This is a genomic window from Pseudomonas sp. JL2 (assembly GCF_031570495.1).
Lineage (GTDB): Bacteria > Pseudomonadota > Gammaproteobacteria > Pseudomonadales > Pseudomonadaceae > Aquipseudomonas > Aquipseudomonas rhizophila.
Genome location: NZ_JAKUDH010000020.1, coordinates 47,873 through 66,389 on the forward strand (window position 1 = coordinate 47,873; position 18,517 = coordinate 66,389).

Genomic DNA, 18,517 nt, shown 5'->3' on the forward strand with positions numbered 1-18,517 from the left:
ATAGCGGGGCGTCAGTCGACGCCATGCTGACAGGCCCATCGTAATCGCGAGCAGGCTCGCTCCCACAAGGGTAATGCTCAGCTGTCCACCAGGTTTTGTGGGGTGCCGGCGGCCCAGGCGCCGATGTTGTCCAGGGTCGTCGCGGCGATGGCGGCCAACGCTTCATGGGTCAGGAAGGCCTGATGCGCGGTGACCACCACGTTGGGGAACGTCAGCAACCGAGCCAGCACATCATCCTGCAAGGGCAGGTCGGAGCGGTCCTCGAAGAACAGTTGCGCTTCTTCCTCATAGACATCCAGCCCCAAATAGCCCAACTGACCGCTTTTCAACGCCTCGATCAAGGCGGGTGTGTCCACCAGGCCGCCGCGTCCGGTGTTGATCAGCATCGCGCCACGTTGCATGGCAGCCAATGAATCGGCGTTGATCAAATGTCGGCTCTGCTCGTTGAGCGGGCAATGCAGGCTGATGATCTGTGCTTGCGCCAGCAGATCGGCCAAGGGCAGGTAACGAGCGCCCAGGGCTTGGACCTGCGGGTTGGGGGACGGATCGTAGGCCAATAACCGGCAGCCGAAGCCGGCCATGATCCGCGCGAACGTCGCGCCGATCTGCCCGGTGCCGATCACGCCGACCGTCTTGCCCACCAGATCGAAACCGGTCAGCCCATGGAGGCTGAAATTGCCGTCCCGGGTGCGGTTGTAAGCGCGATGCAAGCAGCGATTGAGGGCCATGATCAGCGCCACGGCATGCTCGGCCACGGCATGGGGCGAATACGCCGGCACCCGGACGATGCTCAACCCCAGCCGTTTGGCAGCGTTCAGGTCGACATGGTTATAGCCGGCCGAGCGCAGGGCGATCAGCCGCGTGCCGCCCTGTGCCAGCCGCTCCAGCACCGGGGCGCTCAGGTCGTCGTTGATGAAGGCGCACACCACTTCATGGTGTTCGGCCAGGGCCACGGTGTCGAGGTTCAGGCGTGCCGGCTGATACTGCAGTTCAAGGCCAGCGGGCGCCGGGGTTTTGCTGAAACTGTCGCGGTCGTAGGTCTGGCTGCTGAAAAGAATCGCGCGCATGGCGGCCTCCTGGCACAAAAGATAAGCCTCTAGGCGTTTAGATTTTCCTTGATCCCGGGTTTTGGGCTATTGCCCTGGATCAGGCGCTGATGCGTGCCTCGTTGGCCAAGCGGTCGATGGCACGTTCCAGTTCCTGCAGAGCGGCCTCGGCCTTGGGGTCCTGTTGTTTGAGCAGGGTCTCGCTGCGCTGGCAGGCGGCGCGCAATTGCGGTACGCCGCAGTAGCGAGTGGCGCCATGCAGGCGGTGGACCCGTTCGATCAGGGCGTTGTGATCATTGGCCTCGCTGGCCTGGCGAATCGCTTCGCGGTCGGCTTCCAGGGACGCCAGCAGCATTGCCAGCATGTCCGCCGCCAGATCGGCCTTGCCGGCGGCCAGGCGCAGGCCTTCTTCATGATCGAGCACCAGCAGTTCGCTGCCGCCCTGAGCGTCGGTGCTCCGGTCCGGCGCCTGGTTACGCAGGGCCAGGCCGGTCCATTTAAGCACCACCTGGGCCAGTTGCCGTTCGCTGATGGGCTTGGTCAGGTAGTCATCCATGCCACTTTGCAGCAGGGCGCGTTTTTCGTTGGCCATGGCGTGGGCGGTGAGGGCGACGATTGGCAGCGGCGTGCAATGACGCTCGCTTTCCCATTGGCGGATCGCCTCGGTGCTCTGGCGACCGTCCATGCCGGGCATCTGGACATCCATCAGCACCAGGTCGAAGGTTTCCTTTTGCACGGCCTTGACCGCCGCATAACCGCTTTCCACCGCCAGCACCTTGGCGCCCATGTCTTCGAGCAGCGTTTGCACCAACAGCAGGTTGGCCGGGTTGTCGTCCACGCACAGCACTTTGGGTGCGCGGCTGCCCACCGGTTCGTTGGGTTCGTTGCGGGGCGGGCGCGGGTTGACCAGGTCGGAAAGCGAGCGGCGCAACTTGCGCGTGCAGGCCGGCTTGGCCTGCAATTGGCTGTGGGGGTTGGGCACGGAGAGGTGGTACAGCGTCTGTTCAGTGGTGGGGCACAGCACCAGTACCTTGCAGCCCAGATGCTCAAGATCCCAGATGTGTTGGCTGAGGCGTTCCGGCGGCATGTCGTTGCTGGTGATGCCCAGCACCGCCAGGTCGATCGCCTGATCGGTCTGGTGGGCGACGGTCACACCGTTGGTCAGGTTTTCCAGGGTGTTGAACGGTGTCACCACCAGACCGCAGTCCTCGAGCTGGTGTTGCAGGGCCTGACGGGCCAGTTCATGGTTTTCCAGCACCGCTACGCGCCGACCCAGTAGCGGCGGGCCAGGCAAATCTTCGGCGTCGTCACGGGTCTTGGGCAGGCGCAGGCTGATCCAGAACTCCGAGCCTTCGCCCGGCGTGCTGTCCACGCCGATTTCGCCACCCATCTGCTCCACCAGGCGCTTGGAAATCACCAGGCCCAAGCCGGTGCCACCCGGTTGCCGGGACAAGGAATTGTCGGCCTGGCTGAACGCCTGGAACAGGGCCCGTACGTCCTGGTTCGACAGGCCGATACCGGTGTCCTGAATGCTGATGCGCAGTTGCACGCTGTCTTCGTGTTCGTCTTCCATCATGGCGCGGGCGATGATGGTGCCTTCGCGGGTGAACTTGATGGCATTGCTCACCAGGTTGGTCAGGATCTGCTTGAGGCGCAGCGGATCGCCCACCAACGACAGGGGCGTGTCCCTGTAGACCAGGCTCACCAGCTCCAGTTGTTTGGCGTGGGCGGCGGGGGCGAGGATGGTCAGGGTGTCCTGCAACAAGTCCCGCAGGTTGAACGGAATGTTGTCCAGCACCAGTTTGCCGGCCTCGATCTTCGAGAAGTCGAGGATCTCGTTGATGATGCCCAGCAGGCTGTCGGCGGATTTTTCAATGGTGCCCAGGTAATCGAGCTGACGCGGGGTCAATTCGCTTTTCTGCAGCAGATGGGTGAAGCCGAGGATGCCGTTGAGCGGCGTACGGATTTCATGGCTCATGTTCGCCAGGAATTCGGACTTGATCCGGCTCGCTTCCAGGGCTTCCTTACGGGCCAGGTCCAGCTCGATGTTCTGGATCTCGATGGTTTCCAGATTCTGGCGCACGTCTTCAGTGGCCTGGTCGATGCTGTGCTGCAACTCTTCCTGGGCATTCTGCAAGGTGCTGGCCATGCGATTGATGCCCGACGCCAGCTCATCCAGTTCCTGGCTGCCCAGAGGCGGCAGACGGGTTTCCAGGTGACCGTCCTTGAGTTGCGCCACGGCTTGCTTGATCTGGCTCAGGGGCCGGTTGATCGTGCGACCCATGCGCAACGCCAGCAGTGCGGTCAGGCACAGGCCGGCGCTGATCAACAGCAGGCTGGCGAACAGGCTGCGATAGCCGCGCAGCAACATGCCACTGTGGGACAACTCCAGTTCGACCCAACCCAGCAGCCGATCGGCTTCTTCGGGAATCAGCTCGCCGGCCAGGTTGCGGTGCTTGCCGAATACTGGCAGCAGGTAACGCGTGGCATCGTTGCCGGTGCGTTGCAGCAATTGGGCACTGTTGCCCTCCGGGGCTCGGTTGAGCATGGTCGGGCCGGCGTGGGCCAGCGATGTGCGATCGGGAGCCAGGAAGGTCACGGCGCGCACATCCGCTTGCTCGAGGGACTGGGTGGCGATCCGCTCCAGCAGATCGGTGTCCTGGTGGCTCATGGCCGGGGCGACCAGCGGCGCCAGCTGTTCGGCGATCATCTCGCCACGCTGCAGCAACTGGGCATGCAAGTCCGATTGCTGCATCCAGGTGAAGTAGCCGCCCAGGACCAGCGCCATCAGGCTGGTCGGCAACAGGGTCAGCAACAGCACGCGGCCTTTGATTCCCAGTTTCTTGAGCACACTTTTCTCCTGCATCCAGCGGTCTGTTTGAGCTTTGCGCGCATCCGGCACGCAATACCTGCGCAGTGTAGCGACTTGCGGGCAGGCAATCTTCGTAAAATTGATGTCGCCGTGCATCGGTCTCGCCGGTTGCCGTGCCTCGGCGATCCCTTCAATCAGGATTTCTGAGTGGCAGCTTGCAGCCCACTTTCGTTGCTTATTCCCATAAGCCATAACCACCACACTTTGCGTGATATGGCCGGGCAAGGTTTGCCGGTATGATAGGCGCCCCCGCAGTCCGGATTGCGAATACGCCATGACCGTGCAGTACCCCACTATCGCCGATTGCGTCGGCAACACTCCGCTGGTTCGTTTGCAGCGCCTGCCCGGCGTGACCAGCAATACGCTTTTGCTCAAGCTCGAAGGGAATAACCCGGCGGGTTCGGTCAAGGACCGGCCGGCGCTGTCGATGCTCATCCGTGGCGAATTGCGTGGGCAGATCCGCCCCGGCGATACGCTGATCGAGGCGACCTCTGGCAACACCGGTATTGCCTTGGCCATGGCGGCGGCGATCAAGGGCTACAAGATGATCCTGATCATGCCCGACAACTCCAGTGCCGAGCGCAAGGCCGCAATGACCGCCTATGGCGCCGAATTGATCCTGGTGAGCAAAGACGAAGGCATGGAGGGCGCCCGGGACCTGGCCGAGCGGATGCAGGCCGAGGGTCGCGGCAAGGTGCTCGACCAGTTCGCCAACGGTGACAATCCCGAAGCCCACTACACCACCACTGGCCCTGAGATCTGGCGCCAGACCGATGGCACCATCACCCATTTCGTCAGCTCGATGGGCACCACCGGCACCATCATGGGCACCTCGCGCTATTTGAAAGAACAGAACCCGAACGTGCAGATCATCGGCCTGCAACCGATGGAAGGCTCGGCCATCCCCGGCATCCGTCGCTGGCCCGAGGAGTATCTGCCGAAAATCTACCAGGCCGACCGCGTGGACCGCATTATCGACATGGCCCAGAGCGAGGCGGAGGACATTACCCGTCGTCTGGCCCGTGAAGAAGGCATCTTTTGCGGCGTGTCTTCGGGCGGTGCCGTGGCGGGCATGCTGCGCTTGTCCCAGGAAGTCGAAAACGCGGTCATTGTCGCGATCATCTGCGACCGCGGCGACCGCTACTTGTCGACCGGCATTTTCGACGCGCCCAACTGATGGCCAAGCAAGAAAGAGGTCTGCGCTTCCAGCCCAGCGGCGGAAGCCGGGCCCCGCAGGTGCCCACCGGAAAGAAGCAGCGCTTGACCATCGAACGCTTGGCCAACGATGGCCGGGGCATTGCCTTTCTGGACGGGCGCACCTGGTTCGTGATCGGCGCCCTGGCCGGCGAAGAGGTCGAGGCGCGGGTGCTGGGGGCCCATGGCAAAGTGGTCGATGCCCGCACTGAGCGAGTGTTCCTGTCCAGTGAACTGCGCCGTGCGGCGCCGTGCGTGCATGCCGGTCGCTGCGGCGGTTGCAGCGTCCAGCATTTGCCCCACAACGAACAGCTCGCCCTGAAACAGCGCATGCTCGCCGAGCAGTTGTCGCGGGTCGCCGGCGTGCAGCCGGATGAATGGGCTGCGCCATTGAGCGGGCCGGAACTGGGTTATCGGCGTCGTGCCCGCGTGGCGGTGCGCTGGGATCAGAAGGCAAAAAAACTCGAAGTGGGTTTTCGTGCCGTCGGCAGCCAGGACATCGTGGCCATCGGCGATTGCCCGGTACTGGTACAGCCCTTGCAGCCGATCATGAGTCGCTTGCCGGACATGCTCCGTCGCCTGAGCAAGCCCCAGGCGCTGGGACATGTGGAATTGTTCGCTGGCTCGTCCCTGGCGGTGTTGCTGCGGCACGTGTCGCCACTGTCGGCGCCTGACCTGACGATTCTCAAGGATTTCTGCGCCGCCCACCAAGCCCAGTTGTGGCTGCAGGGTGAGGGCGAGCCGCAACCGGTCGAACCGGGACAGACGCTGGGTTATCGCCTTGAGGCCTGGGACCTGGAGCTGGCTTACCGGCCGGGGGATTTCATCCAGGTCAATGCCGGGGTCAACGAGGCGATGGTGGCCCAAGCCCTGGAGTGGCTCGCGCCCCGAGCCGAGGAGCGGGTGCTGGACTTGTTTTGCGGCCTGGGCAACTTTGCCTTGCCCCTGGCCAAGGCGGTGCGCCAAGTGGTGGCGGTGGAAGGTGTACAGGCCATGGTTGACCGCGCGGCGGCCAATGCCGTCAGCAACAATTTGAATAACACTGCCTTTTTTCAGGCCGATTTATCCCAGCCGTTGTCGGGTGCCGAGTGGGTCGGCGAAGGCTTTTCTGCGGTACTCTTGGACCCACCCCGCGACGGTGCTTTCGAGGTGGTGCGCAAACTGGCATCCCTGGGCGCCAGGCGGTTGGTATATGTATCGTGCAACCCGGCAACTTTGGCCCGGGACACGGTCGAATTGATCAAGCAGGGCTACCGGTTAAAACGTGCCGGGATTCTCGATATGTTTCCTCAGACGGCACATGTCGAGGCCATGGCGTTATTTGAAGCGAGCCAGGATGGCTTGTCCGACTGACCCGTTCGTGCCAACCGCCACAGCCCTGGGCGGGGACACGGGCAACGAAGGTCAGCGTTATTGACGCATTGAATCTGCGTCATAGGGAAGGTATGTAAAGATGGTACAGGTGAGAGCACACCAGCCGATCAACACTGACGGCAGTATCAATCTCGAGGCTTGGCTCGATCACGCGGTCAGTATCGACACGGCACTGGATCGCGAAGCCTTGAAAGAAGCCTGCGAGTTCGCGCGTGAAGCGGAACAGCAGCACAACGCGGCGAAGAACCTCTGGTCCGAAGGCACCTCGAGTTTTCAGACGGGCCTTGAGATCGCCGAAATCCTTGCCGACCTCAAGCTCGACCAGGACTCCCTGGTGGCTGCGGTGCTATACCGCGGTGTGCGCGAAGGGCAGATCCAATTGCCGGTGGTCAGCCAGCGTTTTGGCACGGTGGTCGCCAAGCTGATTGACGGCGTGCTGCGCATGGCGGCGATCAGTGCCAGTCTCAGTCCGCGCCAGTCCATGGTCCTGGGCACTCAGGGCCAGGTGGAGAACCTGCGCAAGATGCTGGTGGCCATGGTCGACGACGTGCGCGTCGCACTGATCAAACTGGCCGAACGCACCTGCGCGATCCGCGCGGTGAAATCCGCCGACGACGAAAAGCGCAACCGCGTCGCCCGGGAAGTGTTCGACATCTACGCCCCCCTGGCCCATCGCCTTGGCATCGGCCATATCAAGTGGGAGCTGGAGGACCTGTCCTTCCGCTACCTGGAGCCCGACCAGTACAAGCAGATCGCCAAGTTGCTACATGAGCGGCGCCTGGATCGCGAGCGCTTCATCACGGATGTGATGACCCAGCTGAGGGAAGAATTGCAGGCCACGGGCGTGGAGGCCGATATCAGCGGCCGAGCCAAGCACATCTATTCGATCTGGCGCAAAATGCAGCGCAAAGGCCTGGAATTCAGCCAGATCTACGACGTTCGCGCCGTTCGCGTACTGGTCCCGGAAATGCGCGACTGCTACACCGCGCTGGGTATCGTGCACACCTTGTGGCGGCACATTCCCAAGGAGTTCGACGACTACATCGCCAACCCGAAGGAAAACGGCTACCGCTCGCTGCACACGGCGGTGATCGGCCCGGAGGGCAAGGTGCTGGAGGTGCAGATTCGCACCCACGCCATGCACGAGGAAGCCGAGCTGGGTGTTTGCGCCCATTGGAAATACAAGGGCACCGACGTCAAGTCGGGCTCCAACCACTACGAAGAGAAAATCTCCTGGCTGCGTCAGGTGCTCGAGTGGCATGAAGAGCTCGGTGATATCGGCGGTCTGGCCGAACAATTGCGGGTCGATATCGAGCCGGATCGGGTCTACATCTTCACCCCCGACGGCCACGCCATCGACCTGCCCAAGGGCGCCACGCCGCTGGACTTTGCCTATCGCGTCCACACCGAGATCGGCCACAACTGCCGTGGCGCCAAGATCAACGGGCGGATCGTGCCGCTCAACTACAGCCTGCAAACCGGTGAGCAGGTCGAGATCATCACCAGTAAACACGGCACGCCGAGCCGCGACTGGCTGAACCCGAACCTGGGCTACATCACCACATCGCGAGCGCGGGCGAAAATCGTTCACTGGTTCAAATTGCAGGCCCGCGACCAGAACGTCGCCGCCGGCAAGACTTTGCTCGAGCGCGAACTCAGTCGCCTGGGCCTGCCGCAGGTGGATTTCGACAAGCTGGCCGAAAAGGCCAACATGAAGACCGCCGAAGACATGTTCGCCGCCCTCGGTGCCGGCGACTTGCGCCTGGCGCAACTGGTCAACCTGGCCCAGCAACTGGTGGAGCCGGAACGCGGCAACGAGCAGTTGGAACTGATCCCGCGCAAGGCCACCGGCTACAAGCCCGGCAAGCGCGGCGACATCCAGATCCAGGGCGTGGGCAACCTGATGACCCAGATGGCCGGCTGCTGCCAGCCGTTGCCTGGGGATGCGATCGTCGGCTACATCACCCAGGGCCGTGGGGTGAGCATTCACCGCCAGGACTGTGCTTCGGTGCTGCAACTGGCCGGCCGTGAGCCGGAGCGGATCATCCAGGTCAGTTGGGGCCCGGTGCCGGTGCTCACCTACCCGGTGGACATCATCATTCGCGCCTACGACCGTTCCGGCCTGCTGCGTGACGTGTCCCAGGTGTTGCTGAACGAGCGGATCAACGTGTTGGCAGTCAACACCCGTTCGAACAAGGAAGACAACACGGCGCTGATGTCCCTGACCATCGAGATTCCGGGATTGGATGCGCTGGGGCGGTTGCTGGGGCGGATTTCCCAACTGCCGAACATCATCGAGACCCGGCGTAATCGCACGCCGGGTTAAGCGCGGTCCAAATGTGGGAGCGAGCCTGTGGGAGCAAGCTTGCTCGCGATAGCGGTGGATCAGTTCCGACATACGTTGGGGCCACCACCTCAATCGCGAGCAAGCTTTGCTCCCACAGGCATACTCCCATTGGATTATTTCCCACAGGGTGATTTGTGATGAGTTGGATTGATGTACAGCCTTGAAGACCTGCTCCATCTGATGAACCGTCTGCGCGACCCGCAGTACGGGTGCCCGTGGGACATCAAGCAGACCTACGCGACCATCGTCCCCCATACCCTGGAAGAAGCCTACGAAGTGGCCGATGCCATTGAGCGTGGCGACTTCGATCACTTGCAGGGTGAGCTGGGCGACCTGTTGTTTCAGGTGGTGTATTACAGCCAGTTGGCGCGGGAGGAAAACCGCTTCGAATTCGCCGGCGTGGTCGATAGCATCACCCGCAAGCTGATCCGCCGCCATCCCCATGTATTTCCTACCGGTGACCTCTACGCGCCCGTGGACATCCCGCGCCTGAGCGAAGAACAGGTCAAGCAGCGCTGGGAAGAAATCAAGGCCGAGGAGCGGGCCGAGAAGGCCTCGGCACCGGAGCAACTGTCGTTGCTTGACGATGTACCCGTTGCCTTGCCGGCGTTGTCCCGCTCGGCGAAGTTGCAAAAACGTGCGGCTCAGGTCGGTTTCGACTGGCCAGGCCCGTTGCCGGTGCTCGACAAGGTCCGGGAGGAGCTGGACGAAGTCCTCGAAGCGATGGCTGACAACGATTCGGTGGCCATCAGCGATGAGATCGGCGACCTGCTGTTCAGCGTAGTGAACCTGGCCCGGCACCTGAAAATCGACCCGGAAACGGCCCTGCGTGACGCCAATGGGAAATTCGAGCGACGTTTCCGATTTATCGAACAGGCATTGCGCGACACCCACCGTCCCATGGAAGATTGCACCCTCGAAGAGTTGGACGCCTTATGGGGCGAAGCCAAACGTCAGGAAAAGAATTTGCCCAGCTGTGGCTGAGGCTGTTGCCTAAGTGAGTAAGCACCATGAGCCTTTCCCTTCGCGACCAGTTGCTCAAAGCAGGGCTGGTCAACCAAAAGCAGGCCAAGCAGGTCGGCAAAGAGAAACAGAAACAGCAGCGCCTGGCCCACAAGGGCCAGATCGAACTGGATGACTCCCAGCAGCGCGCCGCCCAAGAGGCCATGGCCGAGAAGGTCAAGCGCGATCAGGAGCTCAACCGTCAGCAGCAGGAAAAAGCCGAGCAGAAAGCTCGGGCCGCGCAGATCAAGCAATTGATCGAAGTCTCGCGTTTGCCGAAGCTGACCACTGAGGATTATTACAACTTTGTCGACGACAAGAAGGTCAAGCGCATCTCGGTCAACACGCTGATGCGCAACAAGTTGAGCAGCGGCTCGCTGGCGATCGTCCATCATGCCGGCGGCTACGAAGTGATCCCGCGCGAAGCGGCCCTGAAGATCCAGGAGCGCGATCCCAAGCGCATCGTGCAGCTCAATACCCAGACCGAAGAAGTGGATGCTGATGATCCGTATGCGGCGTATCAGATCCCTGATGATTTGATGTGGTAAGGATGAACTGAACACTAAACTGTGGGAGCGAGCCTGCTCGCGATGGCGGTCTGTCAGCCAACATTGATGTCGCTGATCCACCGCTATCGCGAGCAGGCTCGCTCCCACAGGGATTCTTATCGTTCAGGATTCTGTCATTTCAGCCGAGCGCTGCCTTTCCTGGCATTCCAGCTCGGCTTTGTAGTTATGGGCATCCGTCTCGGAGTGGAACATCCCCACCAGCAGGTCCTGTTGGTGTACATCCCAGATGCGGATACCGGCGGCAATACCTTCGTGGGACATGTGAGCGTCATCGCGTTCAGTTACTTTCACAGTCATCTTGCAAGCTCCAATCTCTGTTATCTGCAGCAAGGCGTGTGCAGGACTTTGTTATAGATTTGGGTAGCCGGCTAAGTAAATGCCTGGGTCTGTTAAGAAAACTTCATGAAAAACTCAGCGATCCCGCAGGTCAGGCAATGCGCGGCATTCGGTCGCAGGGTGTTTTTCATGAAGAAGGTTTCATGTTTCGGGGGGGGGGGAAATGTCGGGCAGTCACCTTGTGGGAGCGAGCCTGCTCGCGATAACGGTGTATCAGTCAATACCGATGCCGGCTGACCTAGCGCTATCGCGAGCAGGCTCGCTCCCACAGATTCATCTTCTACAGGGTGACTTTGCGCGGGTGCAGTTTTAGTGTTCAGGAAATCCGCGCATAAAAAAGCCCCGCACTGGGCGGGGCTTCTCTTGATATCGGTGTGGATCAGCTGCCTTTGACAGCCTTGCCGTTGACCGTACCGTCCTGGAGCATGATGTTGTACTCCTTGCCGTCGGTCTCGACCTGTTGCAGGCGTACCAGCAGGTAATCCCAATCCTTGGCGAACCAGAGCACCGTGATGCGTTTGCTTTTTGTTGGGTCGCGCACGCGCTCGACCTTGATCGCGTCGATCTGGCCGGCCTTGGTGTCGACCTTCTCCGGGCCCAGTACGCGGAAGTCGTAGGTGTCGATCTCGCCATCATCGACAACCTGATAACTCATGCTTTTCTTGCCGGCCGCCACGTCGTGCTGCAGGGCCAACTGATAAGTGGATTTATCGACCATGCCACGGTTGAGTGGCAGTTTGACCGGATCGCCGCGATCGGTGCCGGTGACCATCTTCGTGTTCCAGTCGAAATCCAGATCGGCTTTCTTGGCCTTGCCCAAGCCGCCACGTTCAAAGTGGTAGGACTGTGGCAGCAGTGTGTCCTTGTCCAGGGTCAGGGTGCTTTCTTCCGTCAGGCTGGCGATCATCATCGAAGCCTTGAAGCTCAGCTTCCAGGTGCCGTTGGCCTCTTTGGTCAGGCTGCGCTCGGCGGTGCCGCTCATGGGCAGCTGTTTCCAGTCGGCGGTGTAGCTGGCGGAGAACGGTTGAAGGTCTGCGGCCTGTGCCAGGGGCAGGGCAAGCAGAGCGCAAGCGAAGAGCAGGGCGCGACGCATAAAATCTCCTAGTATCGAATCAAATGGCCGCTGGCGGCGAGCAACTGGCCGTCCAGTGAGGCACCGCGATCGTCGAGGGTCAGCCGGCCTTCGGCAAACCAACGCACGGCCATCGGGTAGATCTGGTGTTCCCGGGCGTGAACCCGTTGGGCCAGGCTTTGCGGCGTGTCGTGCAACTCTACCGGTATTACTGCCTGTACGACCAGTGGTCCGCCATCGAGTTCCTCGGTGACGAAGTGCACCGAGCAGCCATGCTCCGTGTCTCCGGCCTCCAGCGCGCGCTGGTGAGTGTGTAACCCTTTGTATTTGGGCAGCAGCGATGGATGGATATTGAACAGGCGGCCCTGGTAGTGACGCACGAAGCCGGCGCTGAGGATGCGCATGAAGCCGGCCAGGACCACCAGTTGCGGATTGAACGTGTCGATCTGTTCGATCAGCGCGGCATCGAAGGCTTCGCGGCCATCGAACGCTTTGTGATCCAGGACGCGGGTGTCGATACCCGCATCCCTGGCGCGTTGCAGGCCGTAGGCATCGGCGCGGTTGGAAATCACCGCGCGGATGCGGACCGGGCTATCGCCGGTCCGCGTGCTGTCGATCAGGGCCTGCAAGTTGCTGCCGGTGCCGGACAACAGCACCACGACATCACAGGTTGCAGACTTCTGTTCTTGCATCAGTGAGCCTTAAGGTTTTTCAGCTCGACCTGGGCAGCGCCTTCGGCGGCGGTACTGATCTGGCCGATGACCCAAGGTTGCTCGCCGGCTTCACGCAGTACATTCAGGGCCGTTTCAACGTGCTCCTGGGCCACGCAGATCACCATGCCTACGCCGCAGTTCAGCACGCGGTGCATTTCGGTTTCATCGACGTTGCCTTTCTCTTGCAGCCAGTCGAACACGGCCGGACGGGTCCAGCTCGCCACGTCAACTACCGCCTGGGCGCCTTTTGGCAGTACGCGCGGGATGTTGTCCAGCAGGCCGCCACCGGTGATGTGGGCCATGGCCTTGACGGCGCCGGTGTCCTTGATCAGCTTGAGCAGCGGCTTGACGTAGATGCGGGTCGGGGCCATCAGCAGGTCGGCCAGTGGCTTGCCGTCGAGCTGGGTGTTCTCGATGTCGGCACCCGAGACTTCGATGATCTTGCGGATCAGCGAGTAACCGTTGGAGTGCGGGCCGGACGATGGCAGGGCGAGCAGGGCATCGCCAGTGGCGACTTTCGAACCGTCGATGATTTCGGATTTTTCCACGACACCGACGCAGAAGCCGGCCAGGTCGTAGTCTTCGCCTTCGTACATGCCTGGCATTTCAGCGGTTTCGCCGCCGACCAGGGAGCAGCCGGACAGCTCGCAGCCGGCGCCAATGCCGGTTACCACCTGGGCGGCGGTGTCGACGTTCAGTTTGCCGGTGGCGTAGTAGTCGAGGAAGAACAGCGGCTCGGCGCCGCACACCACCAGGTCGTTCACGCACATGGCCACCAGGTCGATGCCGATGCTGTCGTGCTTGTTCAGGTTCAGGGCCAGACGCAGTTTGGTGCCGACGCCGTCAGTGCCCGAAACCAGCACCGGTTGCTTGTAGCCGGCCGGGATCTCGCAGAGGGCGCCGAAACCGCCCAGGCCGCCCATGACTTCCGGGCGCGCAGTGCGCTTGGCGACGCTCTTGATGCGTTCGACCAATGCTTCACCGGCGTCGATGTCTACACCGGCGTCCTTGTAGCTCAGGGAGGGTTGCTTGCTCATGATCCAGGCCTTTAGGGGGGATTTCTGGGTAACGACCGACCGCCGGGGCCATTGAATAACCGTTGTACGAATTATTCCGGGTGCCCAGCCATTGCCGGTCTGCGAAGGCGCGCGATTTTATCAGGCTTGAGGGGCAGCGGCCATCCTCGCGCCGACGGGCAGGGACATATCCTTGGAAAAAAACCGATATTTCTCCTATTGGTGCTGCGCGATGCGTCTGTATAAGGTGTAGCGGTAACCGGCTATGGTTATGACAGTGCGAAACTTCCAGCGGGTGTGTGAATGTTTTGCCAGGTGCTGTGGTCACAGCCATGCTCAATTTTCTTCACACGGCCTGTTCCAGCCGTTATGTCCGGGAATCTTCCATGCGTTTTTTCAAACTCTTGTCTGTGGGCTGCCTGTCGTTGATCAGCGTGGCGAGCCATGCCGAAAACCTCAATAGCCTCTATCAGGTGCTCGAGCCGGTCAGCAGCCAGGCCCCGCAAGAGCGTGACCAGGCGACTTTGCGCGCCCTCGACACGCTGGTGCTGCGCCTGACCGGCGATGCCGAGGCCGCGCAGAATCCCGGTCTGGCGGCGATCCGCAAGGATCCCCAGCAGATCATTCTTCAATATGGTTACGACGCCGGGCCGCCGGAAAGCCTCAAGGTGGATTTCGATCCAGCGAGCACTGACCGGGCCTTGCGCTCGGCGGGCTTGTCGCTGTGGGGCGCGAATCGGCCTGCGATCCTGGGCTGGTGGCTGAACGACTCGGCTGAAGGTTCCAACCTGGTAGGCGATGGCCAGGGCAGTGCCGAGCCACTGCGCCGCGCCGCCCAGCACCGCGGCCTGCCGCTGCACCTGCCCCTGGCGGATTTGAGCGAGCAGATCGTTGCTACCGCACCAAACCTGGAAGGCAGTGATCCGGCCCCGCTGCGCGAGGCATCGCAGCGTTATGGTGCAGACGCCTTGCTGGCGGTCCATGCCAAGGAAGAGGGCGGCCAATGGCAGGCGACTTGGCGCTTGTGGCAGGGTGACCAGCGCGAGCAGGGCAATGCCCAGGGCGCCGACCCTGCCGCCCTGGCTGATGCGGTGATGCTGGCGGTGAGTCAACGCCTGGCGCCGCGTTTCGTTACCAAGCCGGGCGTGGCCACCGAGCAGCTGCTGGAAGTGCAGGGCATGAACCTGGAGCGTTATGCGGCGCTTGGGCGTTTGATCGAGCCGTTCGGTGGGCAGTTGCAGCGGGTTGAAGGGGACCGGATCATTTATCGGGTCAAGGGCAGCGCCGAACAGTTGAAAGCGCAATTGGCCCTGGCGAAACTGCAGGAAATTCCTGCCGGCGAAGCCGTCGCGCCAGTGCCAGTACCCCAGCCAGCCGCTGATGGCTCCATTCCGGCCGCCGCGCCAGCGCCAGCGCCGACCGCCAACCTGCGGTTTCGCTGGTAGTTTTTCTTTCTTATATAGCTAGGAGTGGTTCATGGGCGATACGCGGCGTTGGTTCTGGTTGGGTGGGGTCGCCCTGCTGTTTGTGTTCATCTATTTGCTGCATCCGATCCTCACGCCGTTCCTGGTTGCGTTGCTCCTGGCCTATCTGTTCGACCCACTGGTAGATCGCCTGGAAAAACTCGGCCTGTCCAGGACCTGGGGCGTGGTGTCGGTGTTTGGGCTGATCATCTTGATTGTCATTGCTCTGATGCTGGTGCTGATACCGATGCTGGCCAAGCAACTGATGCGCCTGTACGAGCTGGCGCCGCAGATGCTCGACTGGTTACAGCACACTGCCGTGCCGTGGGTGCAGTCGAGGCTGGGGTTGGCTGAAGGCTTCTGGAAGTTCGACAAGGTCAAGGCGGCCATCAGCGAGCATATGGGCCAGACCTCTGACATCGTCGGTGTGGTGTTGAGCCAGGCCACAGCCTCGGGGCTGGCGTTGATCGGTTGGCTGGCGAACCTGGTGTTGATTCCGGTGGTGGCTTTTTATCTGCTGCGCGACTGGGACTTGATGATGGCCAAGATTCGCAGCCTGCTGCCACGCCATCGTGAAGAACGCATCATGACCCTGACCGGCGAATGCCATGAAGTGTTGGGGGCGTTTGTGCGAGGGCAATTGTTGGTGATGGTGGCGCTGGGCTTCATCTATGCGGCGGGATTGATGCTGGTGGGCCTGGAGCTGGGGCTATTGATCGGCTTGATCGCCGGGCTTGCGGCCATCGTGCCCTATATGGGCTTCGTCATCGGTATCGGCGCGGCGTTGATTGCCGGCTTGTTCCAGTTTGGCGGTGATCTGTACCCGATGGTCGGCATCGTGGCGGTGTTCATGGTCGGGCAAGCGCTGGAAGGCATGGTGCTGACACCGTTGCTGGTGGGTGATCGCATCGGCCTGCATCCAGTGGCGGTGATCTTTGCGATCCTGGCAGGGGGTGAGTTGTTCGGTTTTACCGGGGTCCTGCTGGCGCTGCCGGTGGCGGCGGTGATCATGGTGCTGGTGCGTCATATGCACGATCTGTACAAGGATTCAGACATCTACAGTGGCGTCGAAGACCCCGAGCTATAGCGCCAATGGCGGGCGCGGCGGTTGTCCCAGCGTCAGGGAAACCGTCGCTCCATCGTTCTGTCGCTGCAAACCTTTGATTTTGCTCGTGGTCCGGCGCATTGTGCGGTCCGCGTCACGGGTATAAACTTTGCGCACTTTACACAGAGGCCACTAACGGTTCTTTTGGAACTGTTCAGTCAGCATGAAACCGATTCAGCTGCCCCTAGGTGTGCGTCTGCGTGATGACGCCACCTTTATCAACTACTACCCAGGCGCCAATGCCGCTGCACTCGGCTATGTCGAGCGGCTTTGCGAAGCCGACGCCGGCTGGACCGAGAGCCTGATTTATCTGTGGGGCAAGGACGGGGTGGGGCGCACGCATCTGTTGCAGGCCGCTTGCCTGCGGTTCGAGCAATTGGGTGAGCCGGCGGTGTATCTGCCATTGGCCGAGTTGCTGGATCGCGGCGTAGAGATCCTCGACAATCTTGAACAGTACGAACTGGTCTGCCTGGATGATCTTCAGGCGGTGGCCGGCAAGGCTGATTGGGAAGAAGCGCTGTTTCACCTGTTCAACCGGTTACGCGACAGCGGCCGGCGTTTGCTGATTGCTGCATCGACGTCGCCGCGGGAGCTGCCGGTGAAGCTGGCCGATCTCAAGTCCCGTCTCACCCTGGCGCTGATTTTCCAGATGCGCCCGCTCTCCGATGAAGACAAGCTCCGTGCATTGCAGTTGCGCGCTTCCCGGCGTGGCCTGCACCTGACCGATGAGGTCGGGCACTTCATCCTTACCCGCGGCACCCGCAGCATGAGCGCGTTGTTCGAACTGCTCGAACGTCTCGACCAGGCGTCGCTTCAGGCCCAGCGCAAGCTGACCATCCCTTTTTTGAAAGAAACCCTTGGCTGGTAGAAGTCGCAGCAATAGTGGCTTATAGCCTGTTTCTACCACGGCACAGCCCGCGTCCCTTCTGGGCTGCAGGCTGCAGAGGGTTGAAAACGGTTGGGGCGCTTAGATGTAAACCTAAAACCGAGAAGTCACATTTGCATCGATTGAATTTGCAAATGAGCTTGATAGTGGGCATAGTCTCGCCATCTTTACAACTTCAGCCACGGTCGTGCCCATGCTAAGTCGCTTCGCACCCCTGGTGCCTCTCGCACTCGTTACCCTGTTGTTCGGTTGTGCTGCCCACTCTCCAGTGTCCCAGCAAGCGCAACAACCACAGGTTCAAAATTCCGTTACTGCCCAGTCTTCCTCTGTTGCACTTGAGGAAGAAATGGCCACCGACAAAGAGCTGGCAGACTTCGCCGGCAGCAAGCCTTATCAGCTTCCGGTGCTGGCTGACAGCATCCTGGAGCGGGGCATGTCCTTGATCGGTACCCGCTATCGTTTTGGCGGTTCCTCCGAGGCCGGCTTCGATTGCAGCGGTTTCATCGGGTATCTGTTTCGCGAAGAGGCTGGCATGAGCCTGCCGCGCTCCACTCGCGAAATGATCAACGTGAAGGCCCCGCTGGTTGCTCGTAACGAGCTTGAGCCGGGCGACCTGCTGTTCTTCGCTACCAACGGTCGTCGTGGTCGCGTCAGTCACGCCGGTATCTACCTGGGTGACAACCAGTTCATCCATTCCAGCAGCCGTCGCAGCGGTGGCGTGCGAATCGACAGCCTGGGCGACAGCTACTGGAGCAAGACCTTCATCGAAGCCAAGCGCGCACTCGCGATGGCACCGACCGTGGTCACTGCTCGCAAGTAAGCTCACAGTTTGTAAGGCAAACTTAAAGTCTTACTTGAAGTTTGCCTCATAGCCGCTAGAATCCATGATCATTGATTGATGGCAATCCGCCTGCGTACTCCGCAGGCGGCTTTGTTTTCATGCCCACGGCAGAAAAGCCGCATCCAGATCAGGATTGTTCTGCATATGTCGACGTCGGCCCGCCTCGCTCTCATGCTCCTTGCCGCGCTGCTCAGCGCTTGCGCCAGCCGTACTCCGCCACCTGCGCCCGTGCGGGCTCCGGTGGTATTCGCACCCGCGCAAAGCTTTTCCCCGGTTGCCGAAGACGTGCTGTTCCGGGCGCTGGGGTTGGTGGGGACACCCTATCGTTGGGGCGGTAATACGCCGGATTCAGGCTTTGATTGCAGTGGCCTGATCGGCTATGTGTATCGCGATGCGGCCGGTATCTCCCTGCCGCGTTCCACCCGCGAGATGATTGGTATGCGCGCCCCGAGTGTCGGTAAGGAGGCGTTGCAGACCGGTGATTTGATTTTCTTCGCCACCAACGGTGGCTCTCAGGTCAGCCATGCCGGGATCTATGTCGGGGAGGGGCGTTTCGTCCACGCGCCAGCGACCGGGGGTACGGTCAAGCTCGATAGCCTGTCCAAGGCTTATTGGCAGAAAGCCTATCTGAGTGCCAAGCGTGTGCTGCAACCGGCGCATCTGGCGCGTAATCCCTGACGA

At 61.3% G+C, this 18,517-nt stretch carries 16 protein-coding genes; 10 read left to right on the forward strand and 6 right to left on the reverse strand.

Annotated elements, in window-relative coordinates; translation table 11 throughout:
- Positions 1–77 precede the first annotated feature (77 nt).
- Both MKS85_RS22050 and MKS85_RS22055 read right to left on the reverse strand, forming a co-directional pair.
- The gene (locus MKS85_RS22050) at positions 78–1,067 is read right to left on the reverse strand and encodes a 2-hydroxyacid dehydrogenase (protein ID WP_188252298.1); all 990 of its coding nucleotides are present in this window, start codon (positions 1,065–1,067) and stop codon (positions 78–80) included.
- A gap of 79 nt (positions 1,068–1,146) precedes the next feature.
- Positions 1,147–3,897, reverse strand: coding sequence for a response regulator (locus tag MKS85_RS22055; protein WP_076386570.1), 2,751 nt, complete (start codon positions 3,895–3,897; stop codon positions 1,147–1,149).
- Between the two features lie 295 nt (positions 3,898–4,192).
- Between MKS85_RS22055 and cysM the strand changes: the two genes are divergently transcribed.
- The 5 genes from cysM to MKS85_RS22080 all read left to right on the forward strand — a co-directional run bounded on the left by cysM (position 4,193) and on the right by MKS85_RS22080 (position 10,383).
- The gene (cysM, locus tag MKS85_RS22060; protein ID WP_188252297.1) at positions 4,193–5,095 is read left to right on the forward strand and encodes a cysteine synthase CysM; all 903 of its coding nucleotides are present in this window, start codon (positions 4,193–4,195) and stop codon (positions 5,093–5,095) included.
- On the forward strand, positions 5,095–6,465 hold the full coding sequence (gene rlmD, locus MKS85_RS22065; RefSeq protein WP_139049367.1) for a 23S rRNA (uracil(1939)-C(5))-methyltransferase RlmD: 1,371 nt from the start codon (positions 5,095–5,097) through the stop codon (positions 6,463–6,465). Before cysM ends, rlmD begins: the two co-directional genes overlap by 1 nt.
- A gap of 100 nt (positions 6,466–6,565) precedes the next feature.
- Positions 6,566–8,812, forward strand: a complete 2,247-nt coding sequence (gene relA / locus MKS85_RS22070; protein ID WP_047228731.1) for a GTP diphosphokinase — start codon at positions 6,566–6,568, stop codon at positions 8,810–8,812.
- 171 nt (positions 8,813–8,983) lie between these two features.
- Positions 8,984–9,817: a nucleoside triphosphate pyrophosphohydrolase gene (gene mazG / locus MKS85_RS22075; RefSeq protein ID WP_047228730.1), complete on the forward strand. Its 834-nt coding sequence runs from the start codon at positions 8,984–8,986 to the stop codon at positions 9,815–9,817.
- A 26-nt stretch (positions 9,818–9,843) separates the two neighbouring features.
- Positions 9,844–10,383 (forward strand): DUF2058 domain-containing protein, encoded by a 540-nt coding sequence (locus tag MKS85_RS22080; RefSeq protein ID WP_030142404.1) that lies wholly within the window; start codon positions 9,844–9,846, stop codon positions 10,381–10,383.
- A 123-nt stretch (positions 10,384–10,506) separates the two neighbouring features.
- Here the strand turns inward: MKS85_RS22080 and MKS85_RS22085 are convergent, their stop codons facing one another.
- The 4 genes from MKS85_RS22085 to purM form a co-directional block, all read right to left on the reverse strand.
- Entirely contained in the window at positions 10,507–10,701 is a 195-nt protein-coding gene (locus MKS85_RS22085; protein WP_047228729.1) for a hypothetical protein, read from the reverse strand.
- 418 nt (positions 10,702–11,119) lie between these two features.
- A complete protein-coding gene (locus tag MKS85_RS22090) occupies positions 11,120–11,833 on the reverse strand; it encodes a DUF3108 domain-containing protein (RefSeq protein ID WP_047228728.1) in 714 nt (237 codons plus the stop codon).
- Positions 11,834–11,841: 8 nt separating this feature from the next.
- Positions 11,842–12,504, reverse strand: a complete 663-nt coding sequence (gene purN, locus MKS85_RS22095; RefSeq protein ID WP_047228727.1) for a phosphoribosylglycinamide formyltransferase — start codon at positions 12,502–12,504, stop codon at positions 11,842–11,844.
- On the reverse strand, positions 12,504–13,562 hold the full coding sequence (gene purM, locus MKS85_RS22100) for a phosphoribosylformylglycinamidine cyclo-ligase (RefSeq protein ID WP_092457205.1): 1,059 nt from the start codon (positions 13,560–13,562) through the stop codon (positions 12,504–12,506). The genes purN and purM overlap by 1 nt, the downstream gene beginning before the upstream one ends.
- Positions 13,563–13,927: 365 nt before the next feature.
- Between purM and MKS85_RS22105 the strand changes: the two genes are divergently transcribed.
- The 5 genes from MKS85_RS22105 (at position 13,928) to MKS85_RS22125 (ending at position 18,514) form a co-directional block, all read left to right on the forward strand.
- On the forward strand, positions 13,928–14,986 hold the full coding sequence (locus tag MKS85_RS22105; protein WP_139049369.1) for a DUF2066 domain-containing protein: 1,059 nt from the start codon (positions 13,928–13,930) through the stop codon (positions 14,984–14,986).
- A gap of 31 nt (positions 14,987–15,017) precedes the next feature.
- A complete protein-coding gene (locus tag MKS85_RS22110) occupies positions 15,018–16,091 on the forward strand; it encodes an AI-2E family transporter (protein ID WP_047228724.1) in 1,074 nt (357 codons plus the stop codon).
- A 181-nt stretch (positions 16,092–16,272) separates the two neighbouring features.
- Complete coding sequence (gene hda / locus MKS85_RS22115) at positions 16,273–16,977, forward strand: DnaA regulatory inactivator Hda (RefSeq protein WP_003178999.1); 705 nt, start codon at positions 16,273–16,275, stop codon at positions 16,975–16,977.
- A gap of 211 nt (positions 16,978–17,188) precedes the next feature.
- Complete coding sequence (locus MKS85_RS22120) at positions 17,189–17,815, forward strand: C40 family peptidase (protein ID WP_047228723.1); 627 nt, start codon at positions 17,189–17,191, stop codon at positions 17,813–17,815.
- A 165-nt stretch (positions 17,816–17,980) separates the two neighbouring features.
- On the forward strand, positions 17,981–18,514 hold the full coding sequence (locus MKS85_RS22125) for a C40 family peptidase (protein WP_047228722.1): 534 nt from the start codon (positions 17,981–17,983) through the stop codon (positions 18,512–18,514).
- Positions 18,515–18,517: the final 3 nt, after the last annotated feature.

Coding starts and splice junctions, on each gene's coding strand:
- mazG (WP_047228730.1), top strand. CDS start 8,984: ATGTACAGCCTTGAAGACCTGCTCCATCTGATGAACCGTCTGCGCGAC.
- rlmD (WP_139049367.1), top strand. CDS start 5,095: ATGGCCAAGCAAGAAAGAGGTCTGCGCTTCCAGCCCAGCGGCGGAAGC.
- MKS85_RS22050 (WP_188252298.1), bottom strand. CDS start 1,067: ATGCGCGCGATTCTTTTCAGCAGCCAGACCTACGACCGCGACAGTTTC.
- MKS85_RS22110 (WP_047228724.1), top strand. CDS start 15,018: ATGGGCGATACGCGGCGTTGGTTCTGGTTGGGTGGGGTCGCCCTGCTG.
- MKS85_RS22090 (WP_047228728.1), bottom strand. CDS start 11,833: ATGCGTCGCGCCCTGCTCTTCGCTTGCGCTCTGCTTGCCCTGCCCCTG.
- MKS85_RS22105 (WP_139049369.1), top strand. CDS start 13,928: ATGCGTTTTTTCAAACTCTTGTCTGTGGGCTGCCTGTCGTTGATCAGC.
- MKS85_RS22085 (WP_047228729.1), bottom strand. CDS start 10,701: ATGACTGTGAAAGTAACTGAACGCGATGACGCTCACATGTCCCACGAA.
- MKS85_RS22080 (WP_030142404.1), top strand. CDS start 9,844: ATGAGCCTTTCCCTTCGCGACCAGTTGCTCAAAGCAGGGCTGGTCAAC.
- hda (WP_003178999.1), top strand. CDS start 16,273: ATGAAACCGATTCAGCTGCCCCTAGGTGTGCGTCTGCGTGATGACGCC.
- MKS85_RS22120 (WP_047228723.1), top strand. CDS start 17,189: ATGCTAAGTCGCTTCGCACCCCTGGTGCCTCTCGCACTCGTTACCCTG.
- purM (WP_092457205.1), bottom strand. CDS start 13,562: ATGAGCAAGCAACCCTCCCTGAGCTACAAGGACGCCGGTGTAGACATC.
- cysM (WP_188252297.1), top strand. CDS start 4,193: ATGACCGTGCAGTACCCCACTATCGCCGATTGCGTCGGCAACACTCCG.
- relA (WP_047228731.1), top strand. CDS start 6,566: ATGGTACAGGTGAGAGCACACCAGCCGATCAACACTGACGGCAGTATC.
- purN (WP_047228727.1), bottom strand. CDS start 12,504: ATGCAAGAACAGAAGTCTGCAACCTGTGATGTCGTGGTGCTGTTGTCC.
- MKS85_RS22125 (WP_047228722.1), top strand. CDS start 17,981: ATGTCGACGTCGGCCCGCCTCGCTCTCATGCTCCTTGCCGCGCTGCTC.